The following is a 20606-nucleotide window of genomic DNA, read 5'->3' as shown; positions in this document are numbered from 1 at the left end:
TCGATGCGTATCGGCAACGACCGGTCCCAGGATGAGCCGCATATCGACCTGGTGCCACTGATCGACGTCATCCTGGTGCTGATCATCTTCTTTGTGGTCACCACCACGTTCGATGCGCGTTCGACGCTGCAGGTGCAGCTGCCGACCGCCAGCCAGCAGCAGACCAACGAGCCGCCGCGCTCGCTCAGCGTGCTGATCAACGCCGAGGGCCGCTATTTCATCAATGACCAGGAAGTGCTGCGCAGCGACGTCGAGTCGGTCAAGCAGACCATTGCCGCCGTGGCGGGCAGTGATCGCGAGCAGACCGTGCTGCTGCGCGCCGATGCACGCACTCCCTACCAGGCCGTGGTGACCGCGCAGGATGCGCTGGGCCAGCTCGGCTTCCGCCGTATTGCCATTGCAACAGCACCCGAGGTGCGTCCATGAGTTCCAAACACGCGCCGGTGTGGCCGATCTACAAGCGTCTGCTGGGATATACCCGTGCCTACTGGGTCCTGATGGTCGCCGCTGTCATCGCCATGGCGGTGGAGTCGGTGGCCGGGTACTTCTTCACCAAGCTGATGGAGCCGCTGGTCAACCGCGGCTTCGTCAATCCCGAGCCAAGGATGGCGGTGATCCTGCCGTTGACCATCCTCGGCCTGTTCCTGATGCGCAGTGCCGCCACCTGGGTCAGCGACTACGCACTGGCCAAGACCGGCCGCAGCGTGGTGCGCGACCTGCGTGAGCAGGTACTGGCCAAGTACCTGCACCTGCCGTCCTCGCACTTCGATACCGAATCGACCCCGGTGATGGTCAGCCGCCTGAATTTCGACACCGAGCAGGTCACCCAGGCCAGCGCCGATGCGCTCAAGACCGTGGTCGCCGATACCCTGACCATCATCGCGATGCTGGCGGTGATGCTGCAGATGAGCGTCAAGGTCACCGTGGCGATGCTGGTGGTGGTGCCGATGATCGGCGTGATCGTGTCCTACGTCGGCAAGCGCTACCGGCGTATCAGCCGCGGCATCCAGGACGGCATGGGCACGATGGCGCAGACCGCCGAGCAGTCGCTGGCCGCGCAGCAGGAAGTGAAGGTGCACGGCACCCAGCAGCATGAGATGTCGCGTTACTCGCGCCTGGCCAACCGCATGCTGGCACTGAACATGAAGGTGGAAATCACCCGTGCCGGCGCGTCCAGCGTGGTCCAGTTCCTGGCCGCGCTGGCGCTGGCGGTGATCGTCTGGGTGTCGACCCGCGAAGCGCTCGCCGGCCGTCTGAACGCCGGCCAGTTCATGGGCCTGATGATCTCGATGACCGCGATCATTCCCTCGCTGCGCCGCCTGACCAGCGTGCAGTCCTCGATCTCGCGTGGCGTGTCCGCTGCCGAGCGCCTTTTCGGCATCCTCGACATGCCGGTCGAGCGCGACGAAGGCCGCAACACGGTGCAGCGCGTGCAGGGTGAACTGGCCTTCGAGCACGTCATGCTGCGCTACCGCGCCGACAGTGGCATCGCGCTGGATGACATCAGCTTCGTTGCCAAGCCGGGCACGGTGACCGCCATCGTTGGCCGATCCGGCAGCGGCAAGACCAGCCTGATCCGGCTGGTACCGCGCTTCTACGAACCCAGTGGTGGGCGCATCACCCTCGACGGCGTGGCCCTGGACGACTATCCGCTGGCCGATCTGCGCCGCCAGGTGGCGATGGTCGGGCAGAAGGTCATGCTGTTCGACGACACCATCGGCGCCAACATCGCCTATGGCATGGACGCGACCGATGATCAGATCCGCGCGGCCGCCGAAGCGGCCAATGCGTGGGAATTCATCGCACGCATGCCGCAGCAGCTGCAGACCCCGGTCGGCGAGAACGGCGCGCTGCTGTCCGGCGGCCAGCGCCAGCGCCTGGCGATCGCGCGCGCGATCCTGCGTGATGCCCCGATCCTGATCCTCGATGAAGCCACCGCCGCGCTCGACAACGAATCCGAGCGGCTGGTACAGGATGCACTGCAGCGCCTGATGCCCGAGCGCACCACGCTGGTCATCGCACACCGCCTGTCAACCATCGAGCATGCCGACCAGGTGCTGGTGATGGACCACGGTCGCATCGTTGAACGCGGCACCCACAAGGAGCTGCTGAGCATGGGTGGCCTGTACCAGCATCTGCACAGCATGCAGTTCCGCGAAAGGCAGGACTGATGGCTGGCAAGGGTACCCAGACCCCGTCGTACTGGTACGACGGCAGCCCGGTTCCCTGGGCGATGCGCCTGCTGGCGCCGCTGTACGCCGGTGTCACCGCGCTGCGCCGGCGTGCCTATTGGCGCGGCTGGCGCAAGCACTACACGTTGCCGGTGCCGGTCATCGTGGTAGGCAACATCACCGCAGGCGGCACTGGCAAGACGCCGTTGACCATCGCCCTGGTCGAGCGCCTGCGTGCCGCCGGCTGGAAGCCGGGTGTGGCCAGTCGTGGCTATGGCCGCGAGGATGCGGACAAGCCGCTGTGGGTACAGGCCGACACGCCGACCGCCAAGGGCGGCGACGAGCCGGTGCTGATCGCGTGGAAGACCGGCGTGCCGGTGCGCGTGGATCGTGACCGCGTTGCCGCTGGCAAGGCGCTGATCGAGGCCGGCTGCGATGTGATCGTCTGCGACGATGGCCTGCAGCACTACCGGTTGGCACGCGACATCGAAATTGAAGTGGTCGATGCCCAGCGCCGCTACGGCAATGGCCGGATGATTCCGGCCGGCCCGCTGCGTGAGCCGGTCAGCCGCGCTACCGAGTGCGACTTCCGGGTGGTCAACCTCGGCCAGGCCGATGAGGATGCCGCAGCCCAAGCCTGTGGATTCGGGCAGTGGCCGATGGCGCTGCACATCGACAGTGCGCAGCCGCTGGCCGGTGGCCGTGCGCGCCCGCTGTCGTATTTCAAGGGCCAGCGTGTGCACGCGGTGGCCGGCATCGCCCATCCGCAGCGCTTCTTCGACATGCTGCGGGCGCGTGGCATCGGTGTGGTGCCGCATGCCTTCGCCGACCATCAGGCGTATCAACCGCAGGACCTGTCCTTCGGCAGCCAGCTGCCGGTGCTGATGACCGAGAAGGACGCGGTGAAGTGCCGTCAGTTCGGCAACGACTGGCACTATGCCGTCCCGCTGCGCGCCGAGCTGCCAGCTGCGTTCTGGGTGGCGCTGACCGATCGCCTGGACAAGCTGAGACCGAACTGAGTGGCGCGGCGGCGCTTGCATTCAGCTGCCGCCGGCCGCATTCCTGTTGCAACGAGCCTGCCGAGTACCGCCCGCATGACCGAATTCGTCGTCGCCATCCCGGCCCGCTATGCCGCATCGCGGCTGCCGGGCAAGCCGCTGCGCCTGCTGGGCGGTGAGCCGCTGGTCCTGCACGTGGCGCGCCGCGCGCTGCAGGCGGGCGCTGGCGAGGTCTGGGTCGCCACCGACGACCAGCGCATCGCCGACACGCTGTCCGGGCTGGCTGAAGTGAAGGTGGCGATGACCGCAACCTCGCACGCGTCCGGCACCGACCGCCTGGCCGAGTGCGCGCGCATTGCCGGCTGGGCCGATGACACCGTGGTGGTGAACCTGCAGGGCGATGAACCCTTCGCGCCTGCGGCTGGTATCCGCGCAGTGGCCGACGCGCTGGTCGGCGGCAATGCGCCGATGTCGACCCTTGCCACCACCGTCGAGGACGCGCACACCCTGTTCGACCCGAACGTGGTCAAGCTGGTGCGCAACGTGCGCAACGAGGCGATGTACTTCAGCCGTGCGCCGATCGCCTGGCACCGCGATGGCTTCGCCCGCAGCCGCGACACCCTGCCGGAAGGCCATGCCTGGCTGCGCCATATCGGCATCTATGGCTATCGCGCCGGCTTCCTGCAGCAGTTCGCGGCGATGCCGCCGGGCCAGCTGGAGCAGGTCGAATCGCTGGAACAGCTGCGGGTGCTGGAGGCCGGCTATGCGATCAGCGTGGCGATCTCGCCGGAACCGTTCCCGCCGGGCATCGATACTCCCGAGGACCTCGAGCGCGCCGAAGCGCTGCTGCAGGCGATGGGCGCGCGATGAAACTGCTGGTCGTCTGCCTCGGCAACATCTGCCGTTCGCCGATGGCCGAAGGTGCGCTGCGCGCACGCCTGGACGCCTCGCCGCTGGCCGGGCGGGTGCAGGTCGATTCGGCCGGTACCGGTGACTGGCACGTCGGTGAGCCACCGGACCGGCGCGCGATCGCCTGCGCGGCCGGGCACGGTGTGGACATTGGCGGCCTGCGTGCACGCCAGCTGCAGGCCGTGGATTTCGACCGTTTCGACTGGATCCTGTGCGCCGACGAAGCCAATCTGCGCGATGCCGGTCGCCTGGCTGCACCCGCCCAGCGCGAGCAGCTGGCGCTGTACCTGCCGTGGTCGGGCGGGCAGGGGCGGGTGGCGATCCCGGATCCCTACGCCGGTGGCAACGATCACTTCGAGCAGGTCTGGACGCTGGTCGACACTGCGGCAGAACGTGCCGTGGCACGACTGTTGCATGACGCCGACTCCGGCATAATCGGGCCATGAACGTCCAGCCCGTCCCGGACCTGCCCGAGTTCGCCACCTGGCTCAATGCCACCCCCTGCACCCTGACCGAACTGCGCGGTCGGCCGGTGGCGCTGCTGTTCGTCAACGCCGCCTCCGCCTGGAGCGCGCAGCGGCTGGCCGAATTCGGCCAGTGGCTGTCACGCCACCCGGGCAAGCTGCAGCCGCTGGTGCTGCAGGTGCCGCGCTTTGATTTCGAGCGCGACCCGGGGGCCGCATTGAAGCTGCTGCGCCGGCAGGGCCTGACGATGCCGGTGCTGCTGGATGCCGACTGGGATGGCTGGCGTCGCTTCGGCATCAACGCCTGGCCAACGATGGTGCTGCTGGACGCGCAGGGCCGCGAGCAGCAACGGCTGGTCGGGCAGGGCGCGCCCGGTGAGCTTGAGCGTGCCTTGAACGCGCTGTGCCAGGGCGCCCCTTCGGCGCCGCCGCGGGGAGGCAGCGAACTGCATCCGGAGCCGCGCCAGGCCTTGCGTTTTCCGTTGGGGCTGGCCGTCAGCACCGAGCGCCTGTACATCGCCGACAGCGGCCATCACCGCATCCTCGAATGCAGCCATGGTGGCCGCATCCTGCGCCAGTTCGGGCTGGGTACCGCCGATTTCATGGATGGCAACCTTGCCGAGGCGGCGTTCCATCGACCGCAGGCGCTGGTTCTGGAACGCGACGCGCTGTACGTGGCTGATACCGGCAACCATGCGGTGCGACGCATCAACCTGCTCACCGGCATCGTCGACACGCTGTGCGGCAACGGCCGCCCCGGCGCGCCGGTGGAGGGCCCGGTTGCGCAGGCGCGGCAGGTATCGCTGGACCATCCGATCGGCCTGGCCATCGCCGACAACCAGCTGCATATCGCCATGGCCGGCGACAACCGCATCTGGAGCTATCACCTGGGTCAGCGCAGCCTGCAGTGGCGCGCCGGCAGTGGTGCCATCGACGAGCGCGACGGCAGTGGCCACCTGGCCGCCTTCGCCCAGCCCAGCGCGCTGGCGGTGGTGCAGCAGGTGCTGTACGTGGCCGACGCGCTGGGGTCCTCGATCCGTGCGCTGCAGTTGCGCGGCGACCTGGTGCAGACGCTGGTCGGGCAGGGGCCCTGGCGCTTCGGCAATGAGGATGGCCCGCGCGCGCAGGCCCGCCTGCAGTTCCCGCAGGCGATTGCCTTGAGTCCGGACGCTCCGCTGCTGTGGATCGCCGACTCCGGCAATGGCCGCCTGCGCACGCTTCGCCTGGGCGGCGGCGAACTCACCACCCAGCCGCTGCCGCGTCGCCTGCAGGGCCCGGCCGGGCTGGCGGTGGGCGCCGGCGCGGTGTGGATCGCCGAGACCGATGCCCACGCCGTGCTGCGCCTGGACCCTGAAAGTGGCGTGCTCAGCGAAGTACCGATCAGCGAATGACCGACGTTCCCGCCCCGGCCTTTGATGGCAAGGCCTTCGCGGCCCATCTCAGCACCGCACCCGGCGTGTACCGCATGTACGCGGCCGACGACACCTTGCTGTACGTGGGCAAGGCGCGTGCACTGCGCAACCGCGTCGGCAGCTATTTCAATGGCAGCCCGAAGAACGCGCGGATCATGTCGATGATCTCGCAGATCGCGCGCATGGACGTCACTGTCACGCGCTCGGAAGCCGAGGCGCTCCTGCTGGAAAACCAGCTGATCAAGTCGTTGTCGCCGCGCTACAACGTTTCCTTGCGCGACGACAAGACCTACCCGCATGTGCTGCTGACCCGCGAGGACTGGCCGCGCATCGCGCTGCATCGCGGCCCGCGTGCCATTCCCGGCCGCTATTTCGGGCCGTACCCGGGTGTCACTGCGGTACGCGAGACGCTCAACCTGATGCACAAGCTGTTCAAGCTGCGCAGCTGCGAAGACAGCGTGTTCCGCAATCGTTCGCGACCGTGCCTGCAGTACCAGATCGGCCGTTGCAGCGCGCCCTGTGTCGAACTGGTGGCGCCAGCAGAATATGCCGAGTCGGTGCGTCGTGCCGCGCTGTTCCTGGAAGGCAAGAGCGATGAGTTGACCCGCGAGCTGGGCGAGCAGATGCAGGCGGCCAGCGAGGCGTTGGAATTCGAACAGGCCGCACGCCTGCGCGACCTGATTTCCTCACTACGCAGCATGCAGACCCGTCAGTACGTGGACGGCCGCGCCGCCGACCTGGACGTGCTGGCGGTGGCCATGCAGGGCTCGCAGGCCTGTGTGCTGCTGCTGGCGTTCCGTGATGGGCGCAACCTGGGCACCCGTCCGTTCTTCCCGCGTACCAATGGCGAGGAAAGCCCCGAGGAAGTGCTGGCCGCGTTCGTCTCGCAGTACTACATCGAATTCGAGCCGCCGCGCGAGATCCTGCTGGATCGCGAAATTCCCGATGCCGACCTGCTGGTCGCCGCGCTGTCGGCCTCGGCCGAACGCAAGGTGCAGCTGAAGTGGAACGTGCGTGGCGAGCGTGCCGGCTACGTGGAACTGGCCAGCCGCAACGCGCAGCTGACCCTGGCCACCGAACTCAACAGCCGCAACGCGCAGCACGCGCGCAGCGACGCGCTGCGCGACATGCTGGGCCTGGCCGAGCCGGTCAAGCGGGTGGAGTGCTTCGACATCAGTCATACCCTCGGCGAAGCCACCGTGGCCTCCTGCGTGGTGTTCGATGCTGCTGGCCCGGTGCGCGCGCAGTACCGCCGCTTCAACATCAGCGGTATCGAGCCGGGCGATGACTACGCCGCCATGCGCCAGGCCATCGACCGCCGCTTCCGCCGTGCCGTGGAAGAGCAGGGCGTGCTGCCGGACGTACTGCTGATCGACGGTGGCGCCGGCCAGTTGGCGCAGGCCCAGGCCGCGCTGGCCGACCTCGGCGTGGAAGGGGTGCTGCTGGTAGGTGTGGCCAAGGGCGTGGAACGCCGCGCCGGCCACGAAGCGCTGGTGATGCCAGATGGGCGCGAACTGCGGCCGGGTGCGGCCAATCCGGCGCTGCAGTTCATCCAGCAGGTGCGCGACGAGGCGCACCGCTTCGCCATCACCGGCCATCGCGGTCGCCGGCAGAAGGCGCGGATGACCAGCAAGCTGGAGGACATCCCCGGCATCGGGCCGCGTCGCCGTGCCAGCCTGCTCAAGCATTTCGGTGGCCTTGTGGGCCTGAAAGCCGCCGGCGAAGCGGAAATCGCCAAGGTGGAAGGCATCAATGACGCCCTCGCGGCGCGTATCTACGCTAACCTGCACGGGTTGGCCACGCCCGATGCGGCCGAGTAGAGAGAGAAGCACGCACGCCATGAAGTTGACCCTCCCCACCTGGCTGACGTTGTTGCGGATCGTGATGATCCCGGTGCTGGTGCTGGTGTTCTACCTGCCCTACACCTGGACCAACTTCGCTTCGGCGGCGATCTTCGGCCTGGCCGCGATCACCGACTGGCTCGATGGCTGGATTGCCCGCCGTTACCAGCTGGAATCGGCGTTCGGCGCCTTCCTCGACCCGGTCGCGGACAAGCTGATGGTGGCGGTGGCGCTGTTCCTGATCGTGCAGGGCCACCCGACGCCGTGGATGGCGTTCTGGGCGGCGGTGATCGTCGGCCGTGAGATCGCGGTGTCGGCGCTGCGCGAGTGGATGGCGGAGCTGGGCCAGCGTGCCAAGGTGCGCGTGGCGATGATCGGCAAGGTCAAGACCACCGCGCAGATGGTCGCGCTGCTGTGCCTGCTCTATTCGGTGGCACCGAACGTGCCAGTGGAAGACATCTGGATGGGCTGGCCGGTGTTCCACATCGGCGACTGGACCCTGGCGATTGCGGCGGTGCTGACGCTGTGGTCGGGCCTGCAGTACCTGCACGCCGCCTGGCCAAGCCTGCGCGAAGACGAACGCGCCGCACGCGAACGTTCGCGCCAGAAGAAGCTGGGCAACGGTTGATCGGGCGCGACATCCACGCATGGCGTGGATCTACTGGAAATGCTGCATCCATGCCAGGCGTGGATACGCACTGCCAGGTGCCTCGCATACGCCAAAAAAACCGCTTGACGCCATTCCTGGAACAGGTAGAATTTCGCCTCCCAAGCGGGAATAGCTCAGTTGGTAGAGCGCAACCTTGCCAAGGTTGAGGTCGCGAGTTCGAGTCTCGTTTCCCGCTCCAGATTCAAGAAGAACGCTCCCGCAAGGGGGCGTTTTTCGTTTGCGTGCGCGCCACTGCGATCAATCATCGTCCTGTGCCGACGTGCGTGCGCGCATGCCGGTGATGCGCGCTTCTTCGCGTGCAATCTGGCGGTCGGCAAACCAGTCCTGCACATCGCCTGCAAAGCTCGCCGGGCGTCCCTTGCCCTGCACGCCCTCGGCAATCGACGCCAGGCTGGAACGCGCCAGTTCTTCGCGCATGGCCTTCTGCGCATTGATCATCACCGCGTGGATGCCGCACACGCCGCGGTTGGCCCAGCGCGGTGGGTTGCCATCGAACAGCGCGCAGCGCCCGCGGATCTCCTGGCAGTCGAACAGCGCCTTCTGTCCCTCAACGGCGTCGACCACATCCAGCACGCTGATGTCCTCGGGCGCACGCGCCAACTGGTAGCCGCCGCGGATGCCGCCGGTGGACTCGACGATGCCGGCTTTCTCCAGCTTCGGAAAGATCTTCGCCATGAAGGCTGCCGGCACGCCCTGCAGTTCGGCCAGGTCGCGGCTGCTGGGCCGCTGTTCCAGCGGCGGGACCAGCCAGAGCAGGCAGTGCAGGGCGTACTCGACGCCCGTTCCGATGTGGGCCATGGGACCGGTCCAGAAAAATGTAACGCGGACTATAGGGGCCTGAGTTACTGGCCGCAAGCGAGTAGTGCCCCATGCAGGGCATTGATTTCATTGGCGTTGTGGCTGGGGGAACGCGCACGGCAGGGGCGTGCTGGCCTGAACGGTCCGCCATCGACTGCTTGCGTCACATAACGCGGACTCATATGATCCGCGTTATGTGGCGTGCCGGCGCACCACATCACTCACGCCCCTGCCATCCACGCGCATGGGTGCCTGAATCTCATTTCCCAGAAGGACTTACCTCCGTGTCCAAACGCATTGTTGTCATCGGCGCCGGCTTTGCCGGCATGTGGAGCGCGCTGGCCGCCGCCCGTCTTCTCGATCAGGCCGCGCGCCATGATGTGCAGATCGTGCTGGTAGCGCCGTCCCCTGAGCTGCATGTGCGCCCACGCCTGTACGAAAAGGGGCCGGAGCGCATGAAGGCCCCGCTGCAGCCGATCTTCGATGCCGTCGGCGTGCACTACCTTGCCGGCCGCGTCGAGCACATCGATGTTGCCAACCAGCAGGTGCAGGTGGTGGGCCATGGTGCGGATGCCGCATCGCAGACGCTGCACTACGATCGCCTGGTGCTGGCCGCCGGCAGCCGCCTGAACTGCCCGCCGATTCCGGGCCTGCAGCAGCACGCCTTCAATGTCGATCAGATCGCCGACGCGGCGCGATTGCAGGTGCACCTGGAGCATCTTGCCGATCGCCCCGAAAACGCAGGACGCAACACGGTGGTGATCGCGGGTGCCGGCTTCACCGGTATCGAAACCGCAGCCGAGATGCCGGACCGCCTGCGCGACGTGCTCGGTGCCGATGCCGCAGTGAACGTCATCATGGTCGAGCGTGCCGAGGCCTTGGGTCCGGACCTCGGCGAAGGCCCACGGCCGGTCATCACCCAGGCCCTGACCGAGCTGGGCGTGTCGTGGCGGCTGGGTTCGGGCGTGGCCCACGTGGATGCCGAAGGCGTGACCCTCGAGAACGGTGAACGCATCGACGCCGCGACCGTCATCTGGACGGCCGGTGCACGTGCCAGCACCTTGGCCGCACAGATCCCCGGCCAGCACGACGCCGTGGGTCGCCTGCACGTCGATCGCACCCTCAAGGCGACGGGTGTCGACGCGGTATTCGCCACTGGCGACTGCGCGCACGCCGCCACGGACGACGATGGCAACGTAGCGATGATGTCCTGCCAGCACGCGATGAACCTGGGACGCTCGGCCGGCCACAATGCGGCCGCCGACCTGATCGGGGAGGCGATGATTCCCTACGCGCAGCCCAAGTACGTGACCTGCCTGGACCTGGGGCCGTGGGGCGCCGTCTACACCGAGGGCTGGGACCGCCAGGTGGTGCTTTTCGGTGCGGAGGCCAAGGCGCTGAAGACCCGCATCAACACCGAATGGATCTATCCGCCCAGTGGTGAGCGTGCGGAGATCCTGGCGTTGGCCGACCCGCTTCGCATCGTGGTTGCCTGACAGCGCCAGGACGTTCAGCAAGCACCGCTCCCTGAAGGGAGTGGTGCTCCTCATGGCGCAGCACGTGCAAAGCACCGCTTCATCCCCACTTCACCGTCACCCCATCGCCCCGCCATGCGCTGGCTTGAAGCTGCATCCCTGATTTCCAGCAGGCCTTGCAGCAATGCCCCACATTCCCTCCGCTTACGACCAGGACGTGGTCATCGTCGGCGCCAGTTTCGCCGGTGCCGCCTGTGCGCTGGCTGCTGCCCAGTACGGCCTGCGCGTGTGCGTGCTGGAACGCAAGGCCGATCCCGGCGAGCGCCTGCACACCACCGGCATCGTGGTGAAGGAAGCGATGGAACAGACGTGGCTGGGGCGTATGCCGGAGCACCTGCTGCAACGCGTCGCGGATGTGCGCCTGTACGCGCCCAACCTGCGCAACGTGCTGCTGACTGCACCCGGCTACTACTTCCTCACCACCGATACGCCGAACCTGATGCGCTGGCTGGCCAGCGAACTGCGTGCGAACGGCGTGGACCTGCACCTGCAACAGTCCTTCACCGGTGCCCGCCGCAGTGGCGAAGGTTGGGATGTGGAAGGAGTGGGGCGCTGCGCCTATCTGGTCGGTGCCGATGGCGCGCGTTCGCGCGTGGCCCAGCGCACCGGCCTCGGTCGGGTGCGTGACAACCTTTACGGCGTCGAACGCGAGTTCGCTGGCCTGCAATTGCCACAGGGCGATGCATTGCATTGCTTCGTCAGCAAGCGCTTCGCACCGGGCTATATCGGCTGGGTCGCACAGAATCCGACGGGCCTGCAGGTGGGCCTGGCACTGCGCCATGACCCGGCACAGGTGCGGCCGCCGGATATCGATGGCTTCCTTGGGCACGTGCGCGATGTGGTCGGCATTCCGCCCGCCGCGCGGCCTTCGGCCACCCGCGCCGGGTTGGTGCCGTGCGGCCGGCCGGACGGCCCGATCACCGGCCCTGGCGTGATCCTGACCGGCGACGCCGCGGGCATCGTCTCGCCGCTCTCGGCCGGCGGTATCCACTCCTCGTGGCGGCATGGCTGGGCCGTGGGCGATGCCATTGGCCGGCATCTGCGCGGCACCGGCCCACAGCCGGAGCATGTGGCGCGGCAGGTGGCGCCGGCGTTCCATGGCAAGCGCCTGCTGGGCTGGGCGATGGATCATCTGCAGGCCGATTGGCCCCTCAACGTACTGCTGCATACGGCAGCCACGCGGCGCCTCGCCGAGCAGATCTACTTCCACCGTCGCGGTCTTCGCACGTGAAGGGAGCAGGCCGGGGCGCCCAAGCCAGGCCGCTTACGCCACGTGAAAATTCCTGTTGACGCCGTGCAGCAATATCGACACAATAGCGCTCCTTCGACGCAGGTCGAACGAAATCTGCGGGAATAGCTCAGTTGGTAGAGCGCAACCTTGCCAAGGTTGAGGTCGCGAGTTCGAGTCTCGTTTCCCGCTCCAGATTCAGGAAAAACGCTCCCGCAAGGGGGCGTTTTTTCGTTTGTCGCGATGCTGGCAGCTGCAGTCGCCACAGCCGCGCCACGGCATCTTCATGGAGGGCGTGGTATCAGTGCGCCTGCGGGATGATCCCGACATCAGTGTCGCAATCGGAATGGCGGGGCATGCGGTCGTGGGGACGATCGCGGGTGCAAGGCTCGAGGGTGGGTGGCAGCAGGGTTCAATGGCTTGGAATCTGCACCAGCGTTCTGCGCGTCGCGCGTGCTGAAAGGCTGGCGAAAGGCCAGCATCAGCGTTGCCTGAACCGCACGCGTGCTGTGACGTTTTTCGGACCAATTCTCCATGTTCGCTCCACAATCGCACGGTAGCCTTCATGCTCCTTCTACACGTTGGCGGGCTGGTGGTCAGGCGTATCACTCCAGTGGCAGTGCCCAGGACCGGGCGCGGATTTTCCCTGCAGGCGGTGCTGCGCCCCGGCGCACTGCTGGCCAGCCTGGCCCTGGCGGGTTGCATGTCGGTGCCGGTGCCGGACCTGCCCGACCGCACGCCCAGCGCCTGGGCCCAGCTGCCACAGGGGCAGGGCGTGGCGGTGGACGCCAGGCAATGGTGGAAGGTGCTGGCCGACCCGGCGCTGGATGGCCTGGTGAACCAGGCCATTGCCGGCAACCTCGACCTGCAGCAGGCCACGCTGCGCCTGCAGGCGGTGCGGATCGTCGCCGGCACGTCGGACTCGCGCTTCCTGCCGGAGATCTCGGCCAGCGCCAAGCAGGTGCAGGACGCCGCCGCCGTCGATACCTACTTCCATGCGGGCATTGAAGCGATCTGGGACCTGGGCCTGTTCGGTGCCGCCGAGAGTGCGCAGTTGAGCGCGCAGGCTTCGGCAGGCAATGCCGAGGCGCTGCGCAGTGCTGCGCAGGTTGCGGTGATCGCCGACGTGGTGCGCAGCTACCTGGATCTGACCGTGGCGCAGGCCCAGCAGGACCTGCTGGCCCGGCAGCAGGCGGTGGATGATCGCGGCGAGCAGTTGGCGCTGGTTCGCCAGCGCCTGCGCCTGGATGAGCCAGGCGAACTTGATCGGCTGCGGGCTCGCCAGGCAGCCACCCGCGCGGCCACGGCGCAGGCCAGCGAGAATGCGGACAATGCCGCCCGTGCATTGGCCCTGCTGCTGGGCCGCGATGGCCCGGACCCGGCCTGGCGTGCGTATCGCACGCCGCCGAAGCTGGGCGCATTCTCGCTGCAGCAGGTGCCGGCCGACCTGCTGCGTCACCGTCCGCAGATCCTGCTGGCCGAATCGGAAGTGATGCAGGCTGCGGCAAGCAAGGGTTCCGCGCGTGCCGCGATGTATCCGCGGGTCAGCCTCGGCGGTTCGATCCTGTACGCCTACAACCTCACCCAGAACGCCCGCTCCAATTCCGATTCCAGTCCCTCCATCGGCCCGTACATCGATATTCCGCTGTGGGATTGGGGCCAGCGCCGCGCGCGGTTCCATGCCGATGAGAAACAGCTGGATGCCGCGCTGCTCGGCTACCGCAAGGCGGTGCTGGAAGGGGTGAGCGAAGTGGAGGGCGCACTGGGCAGCCTGGCACGCCAGGACAGCAGCATCCAGTCGCTGCGTGCGGCCAATGATGCCGCCGGCCAGCAGGTCAAGCGCCAGGCGCGGCAGGTGCAGTTGGGCCTGTCCAGCGAATTCGATGGCCTCGACAACCAGCGCGCTGCGTTGTCTTCGCAGGCCGATCTGATCGGTGCGCAGGGCGCGCGCGTGCTGGCATTCGCCTCCCTGTATCGCGCACTTGGCGGCGCGCCGCTGCCCGTCGAGGGCGAGGGCGAACCGCAATGATCGCGCTGGCGCGGAAAACCCTGGCCTATGAGTGGCGCCGGTTCCTGCCGGTGGTGCTGGCGATGTGCTTCGCCGGCGTGCTGCTGATCGTGCAGGCGGCGCTGGTGCTGGGCATCTTCGGTACCGCCGCGATCTATGTGAAGGCATCCTCGGCCGACATCTGGGCCGGTTTCCCCGGCACCCAGAGCGTCAACTACGGCCATGCAATCAGCGCGGACGTGGAAAGCCACCTGCGCATGGACCCGGATGTCACCCGCGTCGAACCCTACGAATGGGTCGATGGCGAATGGCGCTCCAGCGCGCAGGGTACCGGTAACGTGTCGGTCTACCTGTCCGGTATCTCCACCCAGGATGACGCGATGATGTTCGCGCGCATCCTGCCGGCCGACCTGCGCGCGCAGCTGCGCGAGCCGGGCGCGGTGATCGTCGACAGTGCCGATCTGGATACGCTGGGCGTGGACCTGCAGGACAACCGTGCCTGGATCAACGGCAAGGCGGTGCGCGTGGTTGCCGCACAGCCGGGGCTGCGCGGCCCTGGCGGCGTCAACGTGCTGGCGTCGCTGGATACCGCGCGTGCCATTGCCGGTACCGACCCGCATGAAGGCAGTACCTATTTCGTGGCGGGCCTGCGTTCGCCGGAGCTGGCCGACCGCGTGCGCGATCGTCTGGCCGCGTCGATGGGCCAGGCCACGCCGGTCGAGTTCTGGACGGCGCCCGAGTTTGCCAGCCGATCGCAGCAGTACTGGCTGTTCGATACCGGCGCCGGCATCGCGGTGTTGTTCATGGCGGTCATCGTCTGCTTCGTCGGCGCGGTGATCACCAACCAGTCGTTTGCTTCGGTGGTGGCCGGCTCGGTGCGCGAATACGCCACGCTCAATGCGCTTGGAGCCGGCCGCTACGCGCTGGCGCGGGTCGTGTTCGAGCAGGCGCTGCTGATCGGTGGGGTTGGCATGTTGCTGGCGGCGGCGTTCAGCACCGTCGTGCTGTTGATCGCGCAGACCCAGCGCGTGCCGGTGCAGCTGACGCCGATGGTCATCATCGGCTGCGTGGCGCTGGTTGCGGTGATGGCCATGCTGTCCAGCATCATGGCGGTCCGCAGCGTGGTCCGCTCCGATCCATCGTTGCTGCTGCGTTGAGGACCGGCCGATGACTTCCACACCCGCCGTCGCCCCGACCCTGCAGGCCGACGCACTGGAAAAGGGCTTCATGTCCGGCGATGTGCAGGTACCGGTGCTGCGCGGCCTGTCGCTGGACATCTACCCCGGCGAGCTGACCCTGGTGTCGGGCCCGTCCGGCTGCGGCAAGAGCACGCTGTTGTCGCTGCTGTCCGGCCTGTCTTCACCCGATGGTGGCCGCGTGCATGCGCTGGGCCAGGATGTGGGTCACATGACCCGCAGCGAGGTCGAGCGTTTCCGCCTGCACCATGTCGGCTTTGTGTTCCAGGGCTTCAACCTGTTCCCGGCGCTGACCGCGCTTGAGCAGGTGCAGCTGCCGCTGGGCTACCGTGGCATGAGCAATCGCGAAAGCGAGCCGCTGGCGCGCAGGGCGCTGGAAGAAGTCGGCTTGATCCATCGCAGCCATATGCGCCCGGCGCAGTTGTCCGGCGGCGAGAAGCAGCGCGTGGCCGTCGCCCGCGCCTTCGCCAAATCACCGACGCTGATCTTCGCCGATGAACCCACCAGCGCGCTGGACGCCGAGAACGGCCAGCGCGTGATCGACATTCTGCATCGCTACGCACGTGCGCATGGCGCCACCGTGCTGTGCGTGAGCCACGATCCGCGCCTGATCCGGCATGCCGATCGGGTGATCGCCATGGAAGACGGCATGGTCCGTGATGACCGCCGCCAGAACGAAACTGTAGAGTCCGCCCCATGACCAAGACGTCGCACCTGCTCCCCCTCAGCCTGGCCCTGTCCGCGGCATTGCTGCTTGGCGCCTGTTCCAAAGACGCGCCCGCCCAGGCACCTGCAGGTAAAGCAAGCACTGCCACCGCCGGCAAGGTCGCGGTGGCGCGCGGCATCATCGATGTCGAGGGCGGGCTGATCGCATTGGCGCCGCCGGTGGATGGATCGATCACCGCCGCGCCGGTGAAGGAGGGCGCCACGGTGAAGAAGGGGCAGTTGCTGCTGTCGCTGGACGGTGCGCTGCTGCAGCAGGAGGTGGCGATGGCCACCGCCGATCTCGCGCTGGCCAATGACCGGCTGAAGGGCGGCCAGGCACAGCTGCGCGAACTGGAGCGCAATGCTGCCCGCCTGTCTACCGGCGCCAGCGAAGGCGTGTCGTCCAATCAGCAGGCCGACGCGGCCAGGCAGCAGCTGGCCGGCGTGCGTGCCGACGTCGACGTGGCCGGCGCGCAGGTCGACATGGCCCAGCACAAGCTGGAACACGCCAGACTGAAACTGCAGCAGATGTCGTTGAGCGCGCCCGAAGCCGGCACCGTGGTCGGCCAGGTGCCGGGCCTCGGCGCCTTCGTGCAGGCGGGCAAGCCAGCGATCTCGCTGCTGCCGGCGCGCCCGCTGCAGGTGCGTGCAGAGCTGAGCGCCGCCTATGCCGATGCCGTGCAGGTGGGCATGAAGGCCACCGTGGTGCCGGACAGTGATGGTGCCGAGAACACGAGTACGCTGCCGTCCGCACGCGTGGTGCGGATCAGCCCGGTGTTCGCGCAGGCGCGCCTTCCCGAAGACGCCGGGCGCGGCGTGGCCAAGGTGGTGGAGTGCGTGTTGGAGTTCGACGGCGCGGCCAAGGCGCGCTTCGGCCAGCATGTGCGGGTGGAGTTCCGGAAGTAGGCGTCGGCCTCAGCTCCCGAGCCAGCGGCGTAGGCGCGGCCACAGCGAGGCCGGCACGATCACGAACAGCGCAAGCAGTAGGATGGCGCTGGCGGCAATCAACCAGAGCAGATGTACGCCGCGTACGGGTGATTGATGCATGGAGATCGCGCTCCAGTAGGCCGTCCAGGCCAGCCATTGAAATATGCCAAGCTGCATTCGCAGCCACAGGCGTCCGAACCTCCATGGCTGCACGATCAGGCCCATTGCAACGATCTCAGCCAGGATGATCAATGCGAAGGAAATGACGGATCCTGTGGGATACGGCACGACTCCGTACACGGTGTCAGGCTGCTGCCAATGATCCGGCTGGAAGCCGGCATGGATGAGTGCGGAAACCAGCAGCAGCCAGATGAGGAACGCGAACATCCAGAAGGCTGGGGAGGCGCGGAATACGAGGGGCAAGGGCACGATTCAGGCGGTCATTGCTGGAGGATCTTCAACCTTCCTGGATTGGCCTGCCGCTATCCATGCAAAAGGTCCGAAAGATGAAACGTCAAAGCACTCGAAGCCATTGCCTTACGGAACCGCAATCCGGGCCTTCTTCCTGGTGGAAAGGCGTCCGAGGACGCTGACCAGCGACACCCCGCACAGTGCCAGCAGCAGCCCCACGTCCAGCAGCAGCAACCACAGCAGATGCATGCCGTGCACGGGCGGCTGGTGCATGGCCGACAGCATCCACGGCACCGACCACGCCAGCAGCAGGGCGAAGGCGATCAGCAGGCGCAGCCACAGCCGCTTCAGCTTCCAGGGCCGCACGATGAGTGTGGTCACCACCAGCTCCACCGTTCCGAGCAGCGCGAACACGATGACGCTGCTGGTGGGGTAGCGCGGCTCGATGCCTTCGAGGCGATGCAGCAGCCAGTAGTCAGGGGTGAAGCCGGCATTGACCAGCGCGGCGATCAGCGCCAGCCAGGTGAGCGAGACCAGCAGCCAGAACAGGCGGACGTAGCGTCTAGGCATCGGCGATGTCCGTGGTGGGGCGTGAGGTTCCGAGCGACGAATAACGTAGGCTCACCGCGATGGCGCCCAGCGCCAGCAGGCCGGGCCCGATGGTGAAGTACAACAGGCGCAGCGGGTGGTTGTGCATCAGCGTCCAGGTCACGAACGCCAGCGGGATCGCCAGTACCAGCAGCTTCGCGAACAGTGGCCGCAGGGCTGCGATCAATGGCTGGGCGGCAAGGAACATCCAGAACAGGTGGAACTGGGCGATGCCCAGGCCGATGTCGCGATGGGAGGTGAATCCGAAATGGTCGCGATAGGTGTTCATCCCCAGCGGAATCAGCGCCCAGTACAGCAGCGCCACCAGCAGGTGCAGCAGCAGGGCGATCAACAGGGGCTTGCCGCGAAGGAACATGGCCGAAGGCAACTGGGCGGGGCAGCGTACCCCAGCGCGGACGCCCGTGACCGCATCGTGTGAAGACTGTTGACGACGTGAAGGAATTTGGACACAATAGCGCTCCTTCGACGCAGGTCGAAGAATCTGCGGGAATAGCTCAGTTGGTAGAGCGCAACCTTGCCAAGGTTGAGGTCGCGAGTTCGAGTCTCGTTTCCCGCTCCAATTTATGATCTACAGACTTCCACTGACGTCTGTAAGTCATTGAAAAGAGGAGCTTCGGCTCCTTTTTTCATTCCAGCGAAAGCCACGAAAGTCCACTGACAGCCACCATTTTTGAGGCCAAAAACAAGGCCAAAGAATGCGGGTCGTGCCGGTTCCGGGTTGTTGCTGGGGTTGGATCGGGATGACAAGCAGCATCGGGCCTAAGTCCAAGACTTAGGAGCTTGATGATGACACTCTCTGATCTGACCGTGCGGCAAGCCAAGGCCGCCGAGAAAACCTACAGCATCCCCGACACCGATGGCCTCGGCCTGGTGGTCGCCCGCACCGGCGGCAAGTCGTGGCATTTGCGCTATTACTGGCTCGGCAAGCAAAAGCGCATCTCCCTGGGGAACTACCCCGAGATCGGTTTGCGCGAAGCGCGCACCTTGCGCGACGAAGCCCGGGCGCTTCTGGCAAAGGGCGTCAACCCCCATACCGATCGGAAACAGAAGCGACACGCGGTCAAGCTTGCGGCCGACTACACCTTCAAGGCCGTCTTCGATGCGTGGGTCGAGCATCGCCGCAAGGAAATCAAGGAGGGCAGGAACAGCACGCTGTCGCAAATCCTGCGGATCTTCAACAAGGACGTGCTGCCTAGCCTCAAGCAGATGTCGATCTACGACATTCGCCGGCCCCAACTCCTGGGCGTCCTGGCGAGGATCGAGGAGCGCAAGGCGTTCACCACTGCCGAGAAGGTCCGCACCTGGCTGGGGCAGTTGTTCCGCTATGCCCTCGTCATCGTGGAGGGGCTGGAAGCCAATCCGGCCTCCGACCTGGACGTGGTGGCCGAGCCCAAGCCCCCGGTGAACCACAACCCCTACCTGCATCTTCCGGAGCTTCCCGAGTTCCTGCACAAGCTCAGGCTCTACAACCCTCGTGGTTGGCAGACCCAACTCGGCATCCGGCTGCTGTTCCTGACCGGCGTGCGTACCGGCGAGCTGCGGCTGGCGACCCCGGACCAGTTCGATCTCGACCGTGGCCTGTGGATCATCCCGCCGCAGATCGTCAAGCAACTCCAAGACGAGATGCGCAAGGCCGGCAAGCGCCCGCAGGACGTTCCGCCCTACATCGTGCCGTTGTCCGTGCAGGCCATCGAGATCGTGCGCTACCTGTTGGGTGTGATGAGGCCGGCCCAGGTCCATCTGCTCACGCACCGCAGCGAACTCAAGAAGCGCATCAGCGAGAACACCCTCAACGCGGCCTTGAAACGAATGGGCTACGAGGATCAACTGACCGGTCACGGCATCCGCGGAACCATCTCGACGGCGCTCAACGAGATCGGCTATCCCAAGATTTGGGTGGACGCGCAGCTTTCGCACTCGGACCCGAACAAGGTGAGTTCGGCCTACAACCACGCCAAGTATGTTGAGCCGCGCCGCCGGATGATGCAGGACTGGGCGGATCGTCTCGATCTGCTCGAACAGGGCCAAGTGGAAGCGGCCAGCGCGCACCTCACGATCCATATCGAGGGCGTGCCGGCCATGGCAGAGGAGGACAAGCCCAACACCATCGTCGCTGCTGCTTCTGCGGCATCCGTTCCGCCTGTGGTGGCCGAACCCATCGTCGTGACGCCAAACGACGGGGGAATCACATTCCAGCGACTGTCGCAGGTACCACCGCCCCCGACGCATGCGCCAGAGCCGGAGGTGTCTGTCATCCAGCGCGAGCGCGAGGAAATGCTGGTCATCTACGAATCGCCGAGCAGTCTGCCGGTCCCGCTGTTCGGCAAGTTGGCCGGGAAGTCCAAGGACCAGATCAACCGCGAGCTGAAGGCGGGCAAGCTGCTGTCCATCAGCTTGGGCAACCGCGGGCAACGCGTGCCCGACTGGCAGCTGGTACCCCTCAAGCACAAGCTGGCACAGGTGCTCATGAACCAGTGCCCGCATGCGGATCCGTGGGACCTGTACCGGATGCTGACCCGCCCACATCCGGACCTGGGTGATCGCGCAGCCATCGACATCGTGACACCAGGAAATTTGGGCATGGTCGTGCGGGTCATCGCGGGCACCCAGCAGCAGCCAAACAGGCCCGGACCTGACTCGTCTGTGCAAGGTATTCCAGAGGAGACTCGCCAGCGCATTCAACGGTTGCTAAATGATGCGGCAATGCTCGAAAGTGCCTGACGC

Annotated in this window: 19 protein-coding genes and 3 tRNA genes; 18 read left to right on the top strand and 4 right to left on the bottom strand. The window is 66.6% G+C overall.

What is annotated here, in order from left to right:
• Positions 1 to 3 precede the first annotated feature (3 nt).
• From N7590_RS12330 to N7590_RS12290, 9 genes are all read left to right on the top strand, one after another.
• A complete protein-coding gene (locus N7590_RS12330; RefSeq protein ID WP_004152323.1) occupies positions 4 to 426 on the top strand; it encodes a biopolymer transporter ExbD in 423 nt (140 codons plus the stop codon).
• Positions 423 to 2171, top strand: a complete 1749-nt coding sequence (msbA, locus tag N7590_RS12325; protein WP_053449302.1) for a lipid A export permease/ATP-binding protein MsbA — start codon at positions 423 to 425, stop codon at positions 2169 to 2171. The genes N7590_RS12330 and msbA overlap by 4 nt, the downstream gene beginning before the upstream one ends.
• Positions 2171 to 3190 carry a tetraacyldisaccharide 4'-kinase gene (gene lpxK, locus N7590_RS12320; RefSeq protein WP_164241070.1) on the top strand — a complete coding sequence of 340 codons (1020 nt, stop codon included), beginning with the start codon at positions 2171 to 2173 and terminating at the stop codon, positions 3188 to 3190. Before msbA ends, lpxK begins: the two co-directional genes overlap by 1 nt.
• Positions 3191 to 3265: 75 nt before the next feature.
• A complete protein-coding gene (kdsB, locus tag N7590_RS12315) occupies positions 3266 to 4039 on the top strand; it encodes a 3-deoxy-manno-octulosonate cytidylyltransferase (RefSeq protein ID WP_164241071.1) in 774 nt (257 codons plus the stop codon).
• The gene (locus tag N7590_RS12310; RefSeq protein WP_164241072.1) at positions 4036 to 4524 is read left to right on the top strand and encodes a low molecular weight protein-tyrosine-phosphatase; all 489 of its coding nucleotides are present in this window, start codon (positions 4036 to 4038) and stop codon (positions 4522 to 4524) included. Before kdsB ends, N7590_RS12310 begins: the two co-directional genes overlap by 4 nt.
• Entirely contained in the window at positions 4521 to 5933 is a 1413-nt protein-coding gene (locus N7590_RS12305; RefSeq protein ID WP_164241073.1) for a hypothetical protein, read from the top strand. The genes N7590_RS12310 and N7590_RS12305 overlap by 4 nt, the downstream gene beginning before the upstream one ends.
• Entirely contained in the window at positions 5930 to 7774 is a 1845-nt protein-coding gene (uvrC, locus tag N7590_RS12300) for an excinuclease ABC subunit UvrC (protein ID WP_053511557.1), read from the top strand. Before N7590_RS12305 ends, uvrC begins: the two co-directional genes overlap by 4 nt.
• Before the next feature lie 19 nt (positions 7775 to 7793).
• Positions 7794 to 8423 (top strand): CDP-diacylglycerol--glycerol-3-phosphate 3-phosphatidyltransferase, encoded by a 630-nt coding sequence (gene pgsA / locus N7590_RS12295; protein WP_053449308.1) that lies wholly within the window; start codon positions 7794 to 7796, stop codon positions 8421 to 8423.
• A 144-nt stretch (positions 8424 to 8567) separates the two neighbouring features.
• A tRNA-Gly gene (locus tag N7590_RS12290) sits at positions 8568 to 8643 on the top strand.
• A 59-nt stretch (positions 8644 to 8702) separates the two neighbouring features.
• Here the strand turns inward: N7590_RS12290 and N7590_RS12285 are convergent.
• Entirely contained in the window at positions 8703 to 9263 is a 561-nt protein-coding gene (locus N7590_RS12285) for an Rrf2 family transcriptional regulator (protein WP_053512158.1), read from the bottom strand.
• A 284-nt stretch (positions 9264 to 9547) separates the two neighbouring features.
• Between N7590_RS12285 and N7590_RS12280 the strand changes: the two genes are divergently transcribed.
• The 7 genes from N7590_RS12280 (at position 9548) to N7590_RS12250 (ending at position 16841) form a co-directional block, all read left to right on the top strand.
• On the top strand, positions 9548 to 10759 hold the full coding sequence (locus N7590_RS12280; RefSeq protein ID WP_053512157.1) for an NAD(P)/FAD-dependent oxidoreductase: 1212 nt from the start codon (positions 9548 to 9550) through the stop codon (positions 10757 to 10759).
• Positions 10760 to 10922: 163 nt separating this feature from the next.
• Positions 10923 to 12029 (top strand): NAD(P)/FAD-dependent oxidoreductase, encoded by a 1107-nt coding sequence (locus N7590_RS12275; protein ID WP_279935561.1) that lies wholly within the window; start codon positions 10923 to 10925, stop codon positions 12027 to 12029.
• A 116-nt stretch (positions 12030 to 12145) separates the two neighbouring features.
• Positions 12146 to 12221, top strand: a tRNA-Gly gene (locus N7590_RS12270).
• Positions 12222 to 12591: 370 nt separating this feature from the next.
• On the top strand, positions 12592 to 14055 hold the full coding sequence (locus N7590_RS12265; protein ID WP_279935560.1) for a TolC family protein: 1464 nt from the start codon (positions 12592 to 12594) through the stop codon (positions 14053 to 14055).
• Entirely contained in the window at positions 14052 to 15191 is a 1140-nt protein-coding gene (locus tag N7590_RS12260; protein WP_279935559.1) for an ABC transporter permease, read from the top strand. The genes N7590_RS12265 and N7590_RS12260 overlap by 4 nt, the downstream gene beginning before the upstream one ends.
• Before the next feature lie 10 nt (positions 15192 to 15201).
• Complete coding sequence (locus N7590_RS12255) at positions 15202 to 15930, top strand: ABC transporter ATP-binding protein (protein ID WP_053512098.1); 729 nt, start codon at positions 15202 to 15204, stop codon at positions 15928 to 15930.
• Positions 15927 to 16841: an HlyD family efflux transporter periplasmic adaptor subunit gene (locus tag N7590_RS12250; RefSeq protein ID WP_164240757.1), complete on the top strand. Its 915-nt coding sequence runs from the start codon at positions 15927 to 15929 to the stop codon at positions 16839 to 16841. Before N7590_RS12255 ends, N7590_RS12250 begins: the two co-directional genes overlap by 4 nt.
• A gap of 9 nt (positions 16842 to 16850) precedes the next feature.
• Here N7590_RS12250 and N7590_RS12245 read toward each other — a convergent pair whose 3' ends face one another.
• The 3 genes from N7590_RS12245 to N7590_RS12235 all read right to left on the bottom strand — a co-directional run bounded on the left by N7590_RS12245 (position 16851) and on the right by N7590_RS12235 (position 18237).
• Positions 16851 to 17249, bottom strand: coding sequence for a hypothetical protein (locus tag N7590_RS12245; RefSeq protein WP_164240769.1), 399 nt, complete (start codon positions 17247 to 17249; stop codon positions 16851 to 16853).
• A gap of 150 nt (positions 17250 to 17399) precedes the next feature.
• A complete protein-coding gene (locus N7590_RS12240; RefSeq protein WP_164240758.1) occupies positions 17400 to 17843 on the bottom strand; it encodes a hypothetical protein in 444 nt (147 codons plus the stop codon).
• Positions 17836 to 18237 (bottom strand): hypothetical protein, encoded by a 402-nt coding sequence (locus N7590_RS12235; protein WP_279935558.1) that lies wholly within the window; start codon positions 18235 to 18237, stop codon positions 17836 to 17838. The genes N7590_RS12240 and N7590_RS12235 overlap by 8 nt, the downstream gene beginning before the upstream one ends.
• Before the next feature lie 128 nt (positions 18238 to 18365).
• On the opposite strand from N7590_RS12235, the gene N7590_RS12230 reads away from it, so the two are divergent.
• Positions 18366 to 18441, top strand: a tRNA-Gly gene (locus tag N7590_RS12230).
• 227 nt (positions 18442 to 18668) lie between these two features.
• Positions 18669 to 20603, top strand: coding sequence for an integrase arm-type DNA-binding domain-containing protein (locus N7590_RS12225; protein ID WP_003097548.1), 1935 nt, complete (start codon positions 18669 to 18671; stop codon positions 20601 to 20603).
• Positions 20604 to 20606 lie beyond the last annotated feature (3 nt).

The sequence above is a fragment of the Stenotrophomonas sp. GD04024 genome (assembly GCF_029837545.1).
Taxonomy (GTDB): Bacteria; Pseudomonadota; Gammaproteobacteria; order Xanthomonadales; family Xanthomonadaceae; genus Stenotrophomonas; species Stenotrophomonas forensis.
The sequence above is the reverse complement of the archived record's forward strand: the minus strand, read 5'-3'. Positions and strand labels throughout refer to the sequence as shown.

Coding starts and splice junctions, on each gene's coding strand:
- N7590_RS12330 (WP_004152323.1), top strand. CDS start 4: ATGCGTATCGGCAACGACCGGTCCCAGGATGAGCCGCATATCGACCTG.
- msbA (WP_053449302.1), top strand. CDS start 423: ATGAGTTCCAAACACGCGCCGGTGTGGCCGATCTACAAGCGTCTGCTG.
- lpxK (WP_164241070.1), top strand. CDS start 2,171: ATGGCTGGCAAGGGTACCCAGACCCCGTCGTACTGGTACGACGGCAGC.
- kdsB (WP_164241071.1), top strand. CDS start 3,266: ATGACCGAATTCGTCGTCGCCATCCCGGCCCGCTATGCCGCATCGCGG.
- N7590_RS12310 (WP_164241072.1), top strand. CDS start 4,036: ATGAAACTGCTGGTCGTCTGCCTCGGCAACATCTGCCGTTCGCCGATG.
- N7590_RS12305 (WP_164241073.1), top strand. CDS start 4,521: ATGAACGTCCAGCCCGTCCCGGACCTGCCCGAGTTCGCCACCTGGCTC.
- uvrC (WP_053511557.1), top strand. CDS start 5,930: ATGACCGACGTTCCCGCCCCGGCCTTTGATGGCAAGGCCTTCGCGGCC.
- pgsA (WP_053449308.1), top strand. CDS start 7,794: ATGAAGTTGACCCTCCCCACCTGGCTGACGTTGTTGCGGATCGTGATG.
- N7590_RS12285 (WP_053512158.1), bottom strand. CDS start 9,263: ATGGCCCACATCGGAACGGGCGTCGAGTACGCCCTGCACTGCCTGCTC.
- N7590_RS12275 (WP_279935561.1), top strand. CDS start 10,923: ATGCCCCACATTCCCTCCGCTTACGACCAGGACGTGGTCATCGTCGGC.
- N7590_RS12265 (WP_279935560.1), top strand. CDS start 12,592: ATGCTCCTTCTACACGTTGGCGGGCTGGTGGTCAGGCGTATCACTCCA.
- N7590_RS12260 (WP_279935559.1), top strand. CDS start 14,052: ATGATCGCGCTGGCGCGGAAAACCCTGGCCTATGAGTGGCGCCGGTTC.
- N7590_RS12255 (WP_053512098.1), top strand. CDS start 15,202: ATGACTTCCACACCCGCCGTCGCCCCGACCCTGCAGGCCGACGCACTG.
- N7590_RS12250 (WP_164240757.1), top strand. CDS start 15,927: ATGACCAAGACGTCGCACCTGCTCCCCCTCAGCCTGGCCCTGTCCGCG.
- N7590_RS12245 (WP_164240769.1), bottom strand. CDS start 17,249: ATGTTCGCGTTCCTCATCTGGCTGCTGCTGGTTTCCGCACTCATCCAT.
- N7590_RS12240 (WP_164240758.1), bottom strand. CDS start 17,843: ATGCCTAGACGCTACGTCCGCCTGTTCTGGCTGCTGGTCTCGCTCACC.
- N7590_RS12235 (WP_279935558.1), bottom strand. CDS start 18,237: ATGTTCCTTCGCGGCAAGCCCCTGTTGATCGCCCTGCTGCTGCACCTG.
- N7590_RS12225 (WP_003097548.1), top strand. CDS start 18,669: ATGACACTCTCTGATCTGACCGTGCGGCAAGCCAAGGCCGCCGAGAAA.